We start from the raw sequence: 13149 nt of genomic DNA on the forward strand, positions 1-13149 counted from the left end.
GCCGCCAGCGTTCGTCCTGAGCCAGGATCAAACTCTCCAATAAAGTATTGAAAAGAGCGATTAGCTCATTTTGAATCTGACGAGATTAAAAATCTCATTGTTGATCTTGCAAGCAAGATCATTACTCACTCGTTGTTCAGTTTTCAAAGATCAAACTTTTCCGTTTTTCATCGTCTCCGTGTTTCAGCGGCGACTTAAATAATGTACCACATCACAAAAATTTATGCAACAGTTTTTCATAAAATTGTTTTGGTTCTTCATATCTCTTTGCATTTAACCTCATTCACATGCTGAAATTAACGTGCAAATGATAATGCATATCTATTGTAGCACAACTATGAATAGGCTTTCAAACAATATACGCAATATTTTTGTTATTCCGACATATACGTTGATTTCTGTATATTATTTCATTCTTCAGAAGAATCCTCAATGAAAAGACCAGTTCTAATTCATAGAACTGGCCTTTCCACCAGAAGCCTATTCTTAATATGTTACTACGTTAACTAGTATTAATGTTGAATCCAGGGATTACGACGTTTTTTAGCAGGTTGGCGTCGATTAGAAGTCACCGGCGATCTTTCTTCTTTGGAGGATTTTCCAGATCCAGATACAGAAACCTTGGATTTATTTTTCAAAGTTGTTTTGCTTGTTCTCCGTTTGGACGTACCCGATTTAGTTGAGGTTGATTTCGACTTGGCTTCCGCCCCAGCATCCGACTCAGTATTGATCTCCTCAAACGCCGCTTGGCTTAAGTTCGCTTCTTCTCGTCCGCCCTTTTTGCCACCACTGAAACCCTGGCCTTGGGAAGGATACATCTCACCAAAAGCGCCAAGCGGTGATGGAGGAACCATACTTTGAGCTGGATAAGGGTTTTGATAAGCATACTCCATAGGATGATTCGGCATAACAGATGTGGACATTTCAGGTGGCATACCATTTGGATGACCATACATTCCCCAGGCTGGTTCCTGATAACTATGCGAAGGGTAAATGTAATGAGGTGCTTGTGTATGTGATCCACATCCGCATGGTGGGTACGGAAGCATGGAGTAAGGAGACATCATCGGCGGCTGATGGTTCATATGGTTATTTGCAGCTGCAAAAGTCGGAAAAGGGCTATTTACCTGACCAGCAGGTGAAGTTGGAAATGGACTATTTATCACGTCTGGAGAGACATTAGGCGTTACGTTGTTGTGATTATAGGTATGTTCTGCTCCCGACCACGGGCTATTTGGCATATTGCCAACACTGTAGACACCAACATCCTGAACACCTGGGAATGGAGAGTTATTCCCCATACCTGCTGTGTACATGTTATCTTGCTGAACAGCGTATACTTCTTGTGCCGGTACCGGAACCTGCATATATGGATGTTCCATCGGTGCATGAAGCATTTTTTGACCACACCCGCATGGTGCTTTAGTTGCTGGAGCAACATTCACAGGTGGTTCGATGTTAGGCATTACAGGCAAAGGCATCATTTCAGCTGGAGAAATCGGCATTTCAGGTTTTTTCGATTCATTTACAGGTTGGGTTTGGACCTCAGGTTTCATTTCGGGCATTTCAGGTAGTTGCGGCAAAGCCTCCAATTCAGGCATTACATTAGGCTTAACCGGAGCAACAGGCGCCGGGGTCGGAACGGGAACGGGAACAGGGACTGGGACTGGAGCTGGAGCCGGAGTTGGAGTTTCAACTGCCTGAGGTGGAGATGGCGGTACGATCGGTGCCGTTTCTTCTTTTACACCCGTATATTCCTTACCTTCAGGTGATATTTTTTCAAGTACGCCCACATTTCCGATTTCTGCATTGGACATATAGTTGCCTTGCGAGTGCATCGAAGGAATATAGACGGTTTCTCCTACCAGAAGAGCATTTGGATTTTTCAGTTGAGGATTAGCATTGATCATTTCTTTCAACGGAACTCCCCAAGCTTGCGATAGCTTCCATAACGAATCCCCTTGTACTACCTTGTGACTGTGCAGTACGCCCTCTGGTTTTGGACTTACTGGCTGTGCAGGAATTTTGACCTTCATCCCAATATCCAGCTTGTCGGGATCTGAAATCTGCGGATTGGCCGCAATTAATTTTTCCAGCGCTACATTGTATTTTTGGGACAGCAGATATAATGTGTCGCCTTTTTTCACCATGTGTATTTTCACAGGGAACTAACCTCCTAGACGTCATACTTGGGCAGTACATTCGCCCATACCTTTACTACATCCTATGCAGCAACCGGGCTAATGACATCATCTGAACAAAAAAAAATCCTCCCGCCTTATAAAATACCGCATACTTTAAGCATGCTACATTTTATTGGACAAGGAGAATTCCTCGTTTATTCATTTAGGATGAACCTATGACTCCCACACTTTGTAACCATCTTTGTCGACAATTTGACGGAAAGCTTCAAGTAATTGCAATGTAACCGGACCCGCTACACCAGAACCAATCGTTCTGCCATCCACTTCACACGCCGCAATAACTTCCGCAGCTGTTCCGGTGAAGAATACTTCGTCCGCAATGTATACATCATGAAGCGTGAAAGGTACTTCTTTTAGCTCAATATCAAGCTCGCCACACAGATCAATAATGGCTTGGCGTGTAATCCCTTCAAGTGCTCCCAAATAGCATGGAGGGGTGTAGACCACACCATTTTTGATAATGAAAATGTTATCACTCGAACCCTCGGTTACATAGCCTTGAGAATTCAGCATGATCGCCTCACCAGCACCTGAATAGTTGGATTGCAGTTTGACAAGGATGTTATTCAGATAGTTGAGAGATTTGATCTTGGGATTCAGAGCATCCGGAATGTTTCGACGCTGCGATACTGACACAGCTTTAAGTCCAGTAAGATAAGCCTCTTCCGGATAAATCGCAAGTTGCTCCACAATAATGATCACAGAAGCCTTAGGGCAACGCAGCGGGTCAAGACCCAGGTTACCTGGTCCGCGTGACACGATAAGACGAATATATCCGTTACGCATGTCATTGCGGCGCACCGTTTCAGCCATCACTTCAAGCATCTCGTCGTAAGAGAGAGGGATGTTCAGACTGATGGATTTTGCCGAATCATACAAACGATCCAAGTGGGCTTTACATCTGAAAATATTACCATTGTAAATCCGAATCCCTTCGAAGATTCCGTCTCCGTACAAAAATCCGTGGTCATACACCGAAACTTTCGCATTCTCTTTGGTTACATATTCACCATCCAAATAGATCCATTGCTCTGCCACGACTTACCGCACCTCCATTAAAATATACATTCCCGAGATTTCCAAAACGTGCTGGACCTGTCCATTGTACATTAACAATAAAGGAGAAACTCTCATTACACATCAATGTCGAAAGACATCTTCCCGTTATTCAACCCAATCCGTTATTTCCGTGAAGGGTATGTATAACATGGATAACAGCCAAGAACACGCACCTGACAATTCAACGCCTCGATTTCGGCCATGGCTGCCGTGAGCAATACGGAGTCAACCGTTTCAATCACGTCAATATAAAAATAATAACTGCCTAATCGTTTCTTCGTTGGCCTCGATTCAAGACGGGTCAAGTTCAACTTTCTCCAGGCAAAAGCCGACAACACCTGATGCAATGCACCCGGTGCATCCTCAGGCAGCGTTACAAGCAAGCTTGTCTTCACATGATCCGGTTCACGCGGAATACTGACAGGTTCATGACCAATCAGTACAAAGCGGGTGTAGTTATTATCATGGTCCGTCACCCGTTCAGCCATGATGTCTAACCCATGCTTTTGTGCCGCAAGCTTCGTGCCTATGGCCACCCAACCTTTACCCGGATTTTTTTTCACAATCTCGACCGCTTCAGCCGTGCTGTTAACTCCTTCGAGATCTGCGTCCGGTGAATACTGTCTAATAAAATTCTGACATTGCGGGATCGCCACGGGATGAGACATAATCTTGGTGATTTTGCCAAAATCATATGTGCCTTCATCCGTGATGAATTCACTCCCGTGTCCGATGACATTCTGAATGGATGGGTATACCCACTCCGCTTGCATCGGAATATCCACCTCATTCACAAGCCAGTCCATATGGAGGCTGACCGAGCCTTCGATGGTATTTTCAATCGGAATTACACTGTACTGTGTACCCCCGCTATCAACGGCGCGAAACACGTCCGAAATGAGTTTGAAGTGTTGCAAGTCCATTGGTTCGCCATTAAATAAGAATTCGATCGCTTCGTGTGAGACCGACCCCTCCGGTAATACTGCTATTCGTTTCATCGGCCAACTTCCCCTTTGATTCTGTCCAAAAAAGGACGTTCATCTTGATCCGGCAGGATGACAACGCCCTCCAGATCCGGGTCCAACCACAACGCAGAGGCCGTGATCCCCTCCTGCTTCATGATACCCATTACGTATTGCTCCAACTCTTCCTTCCGGGTATCGTGACGATCCACCAGTGTTAGCACCGTCGGTCCCGCCCCACTAAGCGCCGCACCCAATGCGCCATGCCCGGTAGCATGTTCCAAAATATCCGTCATGCCGGGTACCAGTGATGCACGATATGGCTGATGGATCCGGTCTGACATTGCCTTTTGAATCATATCTAGCCGCCCACTGGCAAACGCAGCAACAAGCAATGAAGAACGGCTTATGTTGTGCACAACATCACGCATGCCGAACTGCTGTGGAATGACATTTCTCGCTTTGGAGGTAGAGAGCTGGAAGTCCGGCACAATAACCAAAGTCTGCAAGTCCTGATGCGGCTCGATACGAATATAGTCGACACTTTGACCGTCCCAGGCCGCTGTGATGATCCCTCCAAATAATGAGGCACCCACATTATCCGGATGTTTCTCCAATGATGTAGCCATATCCAACAATTTTTCATTCGATAGGGGACTGCCAATCAACGCATTCGCACCTGCAAGAGCACCTACAATTGCCGATGCACTGCTTCCGAGCCCTCGAGTGAGAGGAATATCCGAGTACATCGAGATGTCCAATTCAGGTACAGACACTCCAGCCTCATCAAATACCATTTGCGCGACTTGATAAATCAGATTGGATTTATCCGCGGGCAGCCCCGTCAGATGGTCTCCATACAGATGAAATGTTGTCTCAGTTGCCGGTTTGATCTCAAGCCAGGCATACAAAGACAAGGCCATGCCCAGGGTATCAAACCCAGGGCCCAGATTGGCTGTACTTGCCGGGATTTTTACGGTTACTTTTTCACGCAAGCTCATACAGACTGCTGCTCCAGTTGGGCAATAGCTGCCAGAACCGCCTCTTCTGTATCTTCAACCACCAGCGGCTCTACAGCTGCCGTCTGAATGGCTACATTCGGGTCTTTCAGGCCGTTACCTGTCAGCACGCATACAACCGTTTCCCCACCTTTGAAGTAACCTTCACTATGCAATTTGTACACGCCAGCGACAGATGCAGCAGAAGCCGGTTCTGCAAATACCCCTTCACGCGCCGCAATCGTACGATAAGCTGCCAGAATCTCTTCATCCGTTACATAGTTAATTTGACCATTAGACTCTTCTGCTGCAGCTACTGCCGTTTTCCAGCTAGCCGGGTTACCGATTCGAATCGCTGTAGCTACAGTCTCTGGCTCAAGGATTGGCTCTCCTTTAACGATGGCCATAGCTCCTTCTGCTTCAAACCCAACCATACGTGGCAAAGCAGTGGATTTGCCTGCCTCTTTATACTCTTTAAAACCTTTCCAGTAAGCCGAAATGTTACCCGCATTACCTACCGGTATTGCCAGAACATCTGGAGCATCGCCCAATTGCTCAACCACTTCAAAAGCAGCCGTCTTCTGTCCTTCAATCCGATATGGGTTAACAGAGTTCACAAGTGTAATTGGGTGCTTCGCAGTAATCTCACGTACGATTTCAAGCGCTCGGTCAAAGTTACCATTGATTGCGATGACTTTGGCACCGTAGATCATTGCTTGAGCGAGTTTCCCCAGTGCAATATTGTTATTTGGAATCAGCACGATACAATTGAGTCCACCGCGTGCTGCGTATGCAGCAGCTGCTGCAGATGTATTACCAGTGGAGGCACACATAATGGTACGACTGCCTTCTTCCATAGCTTTGGCAACAGCCATAACCATTCCGCGGTCTTTGAAAGAACCTGTAGGATTCAATCCCTCGTATTTAAAATACAGATTCAAACCGAGTTCCTTTGACAGATTCTCTGCATGAATCAGCGGTGTATTTCCCTCCTGAAGTGTAAGCTGAGGGGTATTTTCATTTACGGGAAGGTGCTCTTTGTACGTTTGCAATAATCCTTGATATCTCATTATGGGTGAACTCCTTTATGATGGATTGATCTAAATTTTTTGAAATAAATAATGATATTCAGAACCGACGCTTGTTTGAATGAGGTGTTAAGAAGTAAAAGATTGTTAGCTACTAACCTTCAACACGATAAACACTCTTAATTCGGCGTATCACACTGAGTGATTCAAAATGTTTAAGGACCTTATCCATACTTGCTTTACTTGCATTATGAGTAACAATTATAATTTCAGCGTCTGGGTTGTGCTTATTCGGCTGTTGAACAACAGATGCCAAACTGACTTCATATTCCGCGAAAATCTGCGTGATCTGCGCCAGCACACCCGCTTTGTCGTCCACATGCAGCAAGATAAAGTTTTTAGAAATGATCTGCTCATCACGCTGCAGTCTCTTCTCTTTATAGGGTACCATCGCCTTTACTCCGTTTACACCAAGTTTCAGGTTCTTGATTACAGCCACTATATCCGCAACTACAGACGTTGCTGTCGGCATTTCTCCTGCGCCAGCACCATAAAACATCGTCTCCCCTACTGCCTCACCATGAACATACACTGCGTTGAATACACCGTTCACTGATGCAATCGGATGGTTCTGTCTCACCATGGTTGGCTGTACACTAATCGTAATTTCATCGTCTATACGATCTGCGATCCCTAGCAACTTCAACTCATAACCGAGTCTTTTAGCATAGGTAATATCTTCACGCGTGACAGCAGAGATCCCTTGAACGGTAACATCCTTCAATTCCACATTGGTTCGAAAACCGAGTGTACTTAAAATCACCATTTTACGAGCAGCATCGAGTCCTTCTACATCTGACGTTGGGTCTGCTTCGGCATACCCTAAAGCCTGTGCTTCCGAGAGCACCTCCTCATAGGATGCACCTTCCTGACTCATTTTTGTCAAAATATAGTTCGTTGTGCCGTTAACAATTCCCATAATTCGGGTGATCCGGTCTGAAGAGAATCCTTCAATAAGCGTCCGGATAATCGGAATTCCCCCAGCTACACTGGCTTCATAGAACACGTCGCATTGTTTCTCCTGTGCCTTCGCCAAAATCTCTGAACCATGCAGGGCCATAAGGTCTTTATTTGCTGTTACAATGTGTTTGCCGCGTTCCAACGCTTCGAGAATATATTCTTTCGTCTGATCAATACCGCCCATGACTTCCACAATAACATCAATATCCGGGTGACGAATGACATCCCAAGGATCTTCTGTCAGCTTCTCCTGATCAATCTGGAGAACACGATCTTTCTTCGCGTTCTTCACAGCGATTTTCTCAATGATAATCGGTGATCCCACTTGACTGCTCAGATCCTCCTGATTCCCTTCCACAATTCGGACAACGCCCGTTCCCACTGTACCCAGGCCCAACAATCCGACTTTTACCGGTTTCACTAACGACCTACCCCCTAATGTCTAGTCATGTCTACCCATTATGCAAATTTCACTCCTGATTGCACTGCATATCTCTGAAAATATATATTTACAAAGCCAGTCAACCTTGGCCTACGATACGCGTTCGCTTCACTCCAGGCATATCTTGCATACGTTCTAGCATTTCTCCAATCTCTCCATGCAGATGCGTCGTTTCGACAGAAATAACTACATTAGCTCTTCCCTGCAATGGAATACTCTGATTAATTGTAAGGACGTTGGCCCCGTAGGCTGCAAAATGTCCAAGCACACGAGACAGAATACCAGACTGATGCTCCAGATCAATGGAGATCGTTACGATTCGTTCACGCTCTAGCTGATTGATCAGATGGATTCCATCCTTGTACTTGTAAAAGGCACTCCGGCTTAAACCGACCTGTTCTACAGCTTCATGCACTGTTTTGACATCACCGGAAGCAAGCAGTTCTTTTACCTGCATCGTTTTCACTACAGCCTCGGGTAAAATATCTTCCCGTACTAAGTAATAGCGTTCATTCACAGAACGTCCTCTCCTCAAAGACTGATGTATTCATATAGTGGACATTATAAAGGATGATTAACAAAAGGGCAATATGTGACATGTCTATTTTTTCAAAAACTATTTCTCACAGTATACAGGTTTCTCCCTTTCTCATGTCAGAAAAACAAAAAAAACGCAGCGTCACGGTAACTTCACCGCTTGCTGCGTTTATAATTTATATTTCCATATCATCATATATCACGATCAGGGGTGCAGCAGCTTAGTAGTAACTGCTGCTTTCCACGAACTCAAATTCGAAATCTCCAATACGCACAATGGTACCTTCAACGGCGCCGCGTTTGCGAAGCTCATCATCCACACCCATATAGCGAAGTGTACGTGCCAGCTTCAGAATGGCTTCGTGTGAGTTCAACTGCATTCGTTTCATCATGCGATCAATCTTGGCACTTTGCACAATAAACGTATCGTTTTCACGCACAATACGGAAACCTTCGTCTTCTTTCTTCTCCAAACTGTATACTTTACGCTCCGACAGTTCGGTAACTTCCTCTACTACAGGCTCATCCGGAATCTGATCTAGCAGGTCAGCTGCACGGAATAACAGTTCCTGAATGCCATGACGTGTTAAGGAGGAGATTGGCATCACTTCAATATCCGGCTTCACTTCACGAACCCGCTGCAAAAACTGCTCCAGGTTAGCTTCGGATTCCGGCATATCCATTTTGTTCGCAGCTACAACCTGCGGTCTCTCGGCGAGAACAGGATTGTATAGTCTCAGCTCATCATTGATCTTCTGCCAGTCTTCGAAGGGATCGCGTCCTTCTGAGCCAGACATGTCCACAACATGAATAATGACGCGTGTCCGCTCAACATGTCGAAGGAACTCATGTCCCAGTCCAACACCTTCATGTGCACCTTCAATCAGTCCTGGTAGATCGGCCATTACAAAGCTGCGACCTTCACCCACATCTACAACACCTAAGTTAGGTGTAATAGTTGTAAAATGATATGCCCCGATCTTAGGCTTGGCCCCCGAAACAACGGACAACAGCGTGGATTTCCCTACACTTGGAAAACCAACCAGTCCTACATCCGCCATGACTTTAAGCTCAAGTACGATATATCGTTCTTCGCCTTCTTCCCCGTTCTCTGCAAGCTCAGGAGCAGGGTTTTTTGGCGTTGCAAAACGAATATTCCCACGGCCTCCACGGCCTCCCTTGGCAACAACAACTTGTTGACCATGGCGCGTCAAGTCAGCTAATATTTCACCGCTGTCCTCATCAACAATGACAGTGCCAGGTGGGATACGTACAACCATGTTCTCTGCATTAGCACCATGTCTACCCTTATTGCGTCCCTTTTCCCCACGAGGAGCTTTGAAGTGACGCTGATAACGAAAGTCCATCAATGTCCGAAGACCTTCATCCACACGAAAAATAATATCTGCACCTCGACCGCCATCGCCGCCGGCAGGGCCACCTTCGGGTACATACTTCTCACGACGGAATGAAACAATACCGTCACCACCATCTCCGGCTTTCACATAAATCTTCGCTTTATCAACAAACATTAGTTACCCCTTCTTCCTATATTCCACAAGGCATTCTGAATTGTATAAACGTATCTCCAGACGGAAGCTGCTCCGTTCTGACTTTTTTACCTTTGAGTACGGCCGCTAGTTGTTGCAGCGTTTCCGGATCAGGTGTCTGATCCCCGTCCAGCCGGACAACCAGATCTCCATGATCCTGTCCGAAGTTCAAGGTCAGTTTGCGAACCTCTCCCCAAGACGACCGGCCGCCACCATATTGATAGGCCCGAATTGCATCCGCAATCGCCCCCGTAAGCGACTCGCCATCCTCGGGAGAGACCAGAGCACTCAGTTGCAACTCTTCCTCCACTTCCACATGCAATTCCAGCGCAGCTCCACTGGCTCGAAAAGACTGCAAATAAAATACGAGAGAAGGTATGCCTAATTTGGATATTTGGCTCTCTTCCGTAACCCGCTCCTTTATTCTTTCCACACATTGCAGGGATTTATCAAGTTTGCCCAATCGAAGATATCCATATAACACCTGAAGATCGTTCATCCAGTCATGCCGATGATGATTTAATGAAGCTATTGCTGTTTTCTCCATGGATTGTATAATGGTTCTGCGTTCCGCCTCGGCATGCTTTTTCATTGCATATCCCGATATGAACATCACTGCGACGGACCACAATGCGCACATGACGCTCGCGAAGATCCCTGGATACAACATAACGAAAACCAAAGGAATCACAAGTGAACATGCCGCAATCCACGGCACTCTTTTCCAGGATTTCATGGCTTCTCTCCGTTCTACAAAACTCGGTTGGTATAAACCCACCGTAACCAAGTATAACATGTCTTATCTGCCAGTTCATTATCGAATCATCGCTGAATACAAAAAAACCTCCGGCAAAAATGCCGAAGGCTCCTTAGGCGGAATGCCGATATTAAGCTTCTACTGCCGCTGCCACTGGAGCAACGTCTACAGGGTAGATGCTTACTTTTTTGCGATCGCGACCCCAACGTTCGAATTTAACAACGCCGTCGACTTTCGCGAACAAAGTGTCGTCTTTACCGATGCCCACATTTGTTCCTGGGTGAATTTTCGTTCCGCGTTGGCGAACGAGAATGCTACCACCAGTTACAGTTTGACCATCTGCACGTTTAACACCCAGACGTTGTGCATTACTGTCACGTCCGTTCTTCGTGGAACCTACACCTTTTTTCGATGCGAACAACTGAAGATTTAATTTCAACATGATTGGTTTTCCTCCTTCTTCGCTTATTGGTGTTGCTGTATCTGAATATACTTCCCGTATGACTCTGCAATATTAGAGAGCATAACTACCATGGATTCGAGTAATAACTGTACCTGAGAAAAAGTTTCCCCTTTTACCAGCATTGGTAAAGAACCACTCAGAAAGCCATTCTTCATCTTGGCATCCATTTCGACACCAGTCAATGCCTCAATCGAGTTCACCGTACCTACGGTTACAGCAGATACCCCGGCACACACGATATCTTCTCCACGTTTGGCATAATTAGCATGCCCTTCAATGGAAAAGCGTTCGATATTACCATCCGCATTACGAAAGATCTGAACGATAATCACTTATCGCACCTTCTTACGCTTTGATTTTTTCGATAGTTACTTTAGTGTACGGTTGACGGTGACCTTGCTTCACATGGTAGTTCTTTTTCGGTTTGTATTTGTATACAACAACCTTTTGACCTTTGCCATGTTTCTCCACTTTAGCCGTTACAGTAGCTCCGGAAACCAATGGTGTACCTGCTGTCAAACCTTTATCGTTAGATACAGCCAGGACACGGTCGAACGTTACGCTTTCGCCGTCGTTCGCAGTCAATTTCTCGATGAACAGAACATCGCCCTCTTGGACTTTGTACTGTTTGCCGCCTGTTTCAATAATTGCGTACATTTGCCTTGCACCTCCTCATGTCTCAGACTCGCCCGGTCTCAGGTGACAGCGCCTTACGGAACTGTTCTTGTACCCGGCCAGTGCGGTTACAGCATGTGCAAGACCAATAGGCTAAACACATACTCAAGGAGTATACCACGCAGTATACTAAAAATCAATGCAAAGGTGAAATATATCTTTTTCCAGTCCCATGACAAGAAGAACAAGGCTCCACATAAGGAAGTGTGTTCTCTTCTCTCACCTTTTTACGCGTTAATTCAAGCAATCCAAGCTTCGTCCATCCCAAGACAAATGCTTTGGTTCGATCTTTGCGGAGTTCTTGCTCCAGTGAGGCCGCCACTTCATGTCGATTAGATGCTTTTTCCATATCGATAAAATCCACGATAATCATTCCGCCGATATCTCTGAGTCGCATTAACCGAGCGATCTCGACTGCGGCCTGCAAGTTGGTTTCGGTTACCGTTTCTTCTAAGCTGTCTCCGCCCGCTCCGATATATTTGCCTGTATTCACATCAATAACGGTTAACGCTTCGGTTTGATCAATGACAATATATCCGCCTCCCGGCAACCATACCTTGCGAGCGAAGTCTTTGTTCAATTGTTCCTGTACCCCGTAGGCATCAAATATGGATTCCTTTCCAGAATAGACTTGAACTTTGGGCTTATGTCCCGGACAGATCTCTTCAAGCAACGCCCGAATCACCTGAGCTTGTCCCTCACTATCCGTAATGACTTCGTCACTTCCTGGAGTATATACATCTCTAATGACCCGTTGAATCATGTTATCATCCCGGTGCAGCAGACTTGGAGTTGGCAAACTATCTGCTTTTTCTTGGATTAGAAGCCACTGAGTTCGCAGCGTCTCCAGGTCGGTCTGAATCGCCTCATACTGTTCCTCAGCAGAAACGGTACGAATAATCAGCCCTTCTTCATCCCGGCAAATTTGCTCTCCCATCGCTTTAAGACGTGAACGATCCCCTTCTCTGGCAATCTTTTTGGAAACTGCCACGTAACCGGCCACAGGCATGTATACAAGCCAGCGACCCGGTAGTGAATAATGCGTGGTCACCCGGGCTCCTTTACTACCTACCGGTTCCTTTAGAACCTGTACGATCAATTCCTGACCAGGACGCAGCAGTTCCGAAATAGACGGTTTCACCTTCGGCTGCTTCTCCAGATGAGGATGAAGTACATCGTCCACATACAGAAAGGCATTTTTTTTCTGACCAATATCGACAAAGGCAGCCTGCATACCCGGTAACACATTCACTACCCGGCCCTTGAAAAAGGAGCCAAGCAGTCCGCGCTCACGTGTACGCTCTGCCGTGAATTCTACCGCTCTGCCTTCTTCCAGAAGCGCCATTTGCATGAGGTTAGGTTCATTATGTACAATCATTTGTTTCATGGCTCCACCTCTAGAAGACACTTCATTCCACCCACATCCATTTCATATTATAAGAAATACTTGTCCT

General features: G+C 46.0%; 13 protein-coding genes and 1 other annotated feature. All 13 genes read right to left on the bottom strand.

Annotated features, from left to right (window positions below; all coding sequences use genetic code 11):
* Window positions 1-512 precede the first annotated feature (512 nt).
* The gene (locus PQG66_RS18220) at window positions 513-2162 is read right to left on the bottom strand and encodes a LysM peptidoglycan-binding domain-containing protein (RefSeq protein WP_272039217.1); all 1650 of its coding nucleotides are present in this window, start codon (window positions 2160-2162) and stop codon (window positions 513-515) included.
* Window positions 2163-2357: 195 nt separating this feature from the next.
* Complete coding sequence (gene ilvE, locus PQG66_RS18225; RefSeq protein ID WP_272039218.1) at window positions 2358-3242, bottom strand: branched-chain-amino-acid transaminase; 885 nt, start codon at window positions 3240-3242, stop codon at window positions 2358-2360.
* A 143-nt stretch (window positions 3243-3385) separates the two neighbouring features.
* A complete protein-coding gene (gene pheA, locus PQG66_RS18230; RefSeq protein ID WP_272039219.1) occupies window positions 3386-4261 on the bottom strand; it encodes a prephenate dehydratase in 876 nt (291 codons plus the stop codon).
* On the bottom strand, window positions 4258-5226 hold the full coding sequence (gene thrB, locus PQG66_RS18235; RefSeq protein WP_272039221.1) for a homoserine kinase: 969 nt from the start codon (window positions 5224-5226) through the stop codon (window positions 4258-4260). The genes pheA and thrB overlap by 4 nt, the downstream gene beginning before the upstream one ends.
* Complete coding sequence (thrC, locus tag PQG66_RS18240; protein WP_272039222.1) at window positions 5223-6293, bottom strand: threonine synthase; 1071 nt, start codon at window positions 6291-6293, stop codon at window positions 5223-5225. Before thrC ends, thrB begins: the two co-directional genes overlap by 4 nt.
* Window positions 6294-6405: 112 nt before the next feature.
* Complete coding sequence (locus PQG66_RS18245) at window positions 6406-7692, bottom strand: homoserine dehydrogenase (RefSeq protein WP_272039223.1); 1287 nt, start codon at window positions 7690-7692, stop codon at window positions 6406-6408.
* A 100-nt stretch (window positions 7693-7792) separates the two neighbouring features.
* Window positions 7793-8230, bottom strand: a complete 438-nt coding sequence (locus PQG66_RS18250; RefSeq protein ID WP_272039224.1) for an ACT domain-containing protein — start codon at window positions 8228-8230, stop codon at window positions 7793-7795.
* Between the two features lie 241 nt (window positions 8231-8471).
* Window positions 8472-9782 carry a GTPase ObgE gene (obgE, locus tag PQG66_RS18255; RefSeq protein ID WP_272039225.1) on the bottom strand — a complete coding sequence of 437 codons (1311 nt, stop codon included), beginning with the start codon at window positions 9780-9782 and terminating at the stop codon, window positions 8472-8474.
* A gap of 16 nt (window positions 9783-9798) precedes the next feature.
* Entirely contained in the window at window positions 9799-10536 is a 738-nt protein-coding gene (locus tag PQG66_RS18260) for a Spo0B domain-containing protein (RefSeq protein WP_272039226.1), read from the bottom strand.
* A 151-nt stretch (window positions 10537-10687) separates the two neighbouring features.
* Window positions 10688-10999: a 50S ribosomal protein L27 gene (rpmA, locus tag PQG66_RS18265; RefSeq protein WP_272039228.1), complete on the bottom strand. Its 312-nt coding sequence runs from the start codon at window positions 10997-10999 to the stop codon at window positions 10688-10690.
* 23 nt (window positions 11000-11022) lie between these two features.
* Window positions 11023-11352, bottom strand: a complete 330-nt coding sequence (locus PQG66_RS18270) for a ribosomal-processing cysteine protease Prp (RefSeq protein WP_272039229.1) — start codon at window positions 11350-11352, stop codon at window positions 11023-11025.
* Between the two features lie 13 nt (window positions 11353-11365).
* Window positions 11366-11677: a 50S ribosomal protein L21 gene (gene rplU / locus PQG66_RS18275; protein WP_056697947.1), complete on the bottom strand. Its 312-nt coding sequence runs from the start codon at window positions 11675-11677 to the stop codon at window positions 11366-11368.
* Between the two features lie 14 nt (window positions 11678-11691).
* Window positions 11692-11775, bottom strand: a sequence feature (ribosomal protein L21 leader region).
* 56 nt (window positions 11776-11831) lie between these two features.
* Entirely contained in the window at window positions 11832-13082 is a 1251-nt protein-coding gene (locus PQG66_RS18280) for an Rne/Rng family ribonuclease (protein WP_272039231.1), read from the bottom strand.
* Window positions 13083-13149 lie beyond the last annotated feature (67 nt).

The sequence above is a fragment of the Paenibacillus sp. JJ-100 genome, from assembly GCF_948329825.1.
Classification (GTDB): Bacteria; Bacillota; Bacilli; order Paenibacillales; family Paenibacillaceae; genus Paenibacillus.

Coding starts and splice junctions, on each gene's coding strand:
- obgE (WP_272039225.1), bottom strand. CDS start 9,782: ATGTTTGTTGATAAAGCGAAGATTTATGTGAAAGCCGGAGATGGTGGT.
- rplU (WP_056697947.1), bottom strand. CDS start 11,677: ATGTACGCAATTATTGAAACAGGCGGCAAACAGTACAAAGTCCAAGAG.
- thrB (WP_272039221.1), bottom strand. CDS start 5,226: ATGAGCTTGCGTGAAAAAGTAACCGTAAAAATCCCGGCAAGTACAGCC.
- rpmA (WP_272039228.1), bottom strand. CDS start 10,999: ATGTTGAAATTAAATCTTCAGTTGTTCGCATCGAAAAAAGGTGTAGGT.
- pheA (WP_272039219.1), bottom strand. CDS start 4,261: ATGAAACGAATAGCAGTATTACCGGAGGGGTCGGTCTCACACGAAGCG.
- PQG66_RS18260 (WP_272039226.1), bottom strand. CDS start 10,536: ATGAAATCCTGGAAAAGAGTGCCGTGGATTGCGGCATGTTCACTTGTG.
- PQG66_RS18280 (WP_272039231.1), bottom strand. CDS start 13,082: ATGAAACAAATGATTGTACATAATGAACCTAACCTCATGCAAATGGCG.
- thrC (WP_272039222.1), bottom strand. CDS start 6,293: ATGAGATATCAAGGATTATTGCAAACGTACAAAGAGCACCTTCCCGTA.